This window comes from Mesorhizobium sp. M0437, assembly GCF_040321335.1.
In the GTDB taxonomy this organism is placed as follows: Bacteria; Pseudomonadota; Alphaproteobacteria; order Rhizobiales; family Rhizobiaceae; genus Mesorhizobium.
Genome location: NZ_JAMYRK010000236.1, coordinates 1 through 916, shown reverse-complemented (window position 1 = coordinate 916; position 916 = coordinate 1). Strand labels below are relative to the sequence as shown.

At 58.4% G+C, this 916-nt stretch carries 1 protein-coding gene and 1 pseudogene; one reads left to right on the top strand and one right to left on the bottom strand.

The genetic code is table 11. The annotated features are described in order from the left end of the window. A pseudogene (locus tag NKI72_RS35220) lies at positions 1-225 on the bottom strand (hypothetical protein); the annotation flags it as partial. A gap of 387 nt (positions 226-612) precedes the next feature. Here NKI72_RS35220 and NKI72_RS35215 point away from each other — a divergent pair. Then, complete coding sequence (locus NKI72_RS35215) at positions 613-879, top strand: type II toxin-antitoxin system Phd/YefM family antitoxin (protein WP_352852287.1); 267 nt, start codon at positions 613-615, stop codon at positions 877-879. The last annotated feature ends 37 nt before the right edge of the window (positions 880-916 follow it).

The window sequence follows — 916 nt, the reverse complement described above, 5'->3', positions numbered from 1 at the left end:
AGTCTGCTGAAGATGACGAAGCGCCATGATCAGAAGAAGATGGCCGACATGAAGACTGTCAGCCGTCGCATCGAAACCAGCGTAAGCGGGTACGACGCCTGCTTCAAAGGCGGCATCGACACCCGGCAGGTCGGTCCCTTGATTTACATAGCCGCGCTCAATGAGCGTCTTCAAAGCGGCCGAACATGGTTCGGAATGACCGGTTGATAAATCGGGAAGTGCCATAGGGAATCCTCCTGGTATTGCCGCCAGGGGGTCCTCTCAATGAACAAGCCGCCTGACGGCGGCTTGTTTCAAGGCATGATCGAAACGCGCCGCTCCTTATGGAAGCGTCGCATAATAGATTGCAGCGATGGGCGCGGACTTGATCATGTGCCGATGCATAAAGGACTTTATCCGCACCTGCAAGCAATCTGAAATGGCTACTTCGGGGAGCTGCCGAGCCTTTGTCGCGACGATTTTGCAACTGACTTTTGCACCGTCGCAGAACTCAACTTTTGCGACAACATCTCACCAAGGCGTCCGGGCTCTAGAAAAAAGTCCCCCTCCCCTGTTGCGGTCACTATGCATTTTTATATAGTCACCGTAGTCACAATGGTCACGGAGGCCAGAATGCAGTCTGCTCCAAAAGAGGATGCCAACTGGACCGTCGCTCGGGCCAAGGCGCGGCTGTCGGAAGTCATCGAGCGTGCGCAGGCGGCGCCGCAAACGATCACGCGCAACGGTAGGCCAAGCGTCGTTGTCGTCTCCGCCGAGGAATGGCAACGCAAGACGGTGCGCAAGGGTACGCTTGCGGAGTTTCTGCTGGAGTGCCCCCAACCCGGCGCGCCTCTCGCAGTGGGGCGGCCACACCCTGGACACCCGGCTGTTCCCCAGTGAGGGATCAGCAGGAGCCCCCATGGCAGGGGGGGGTGGC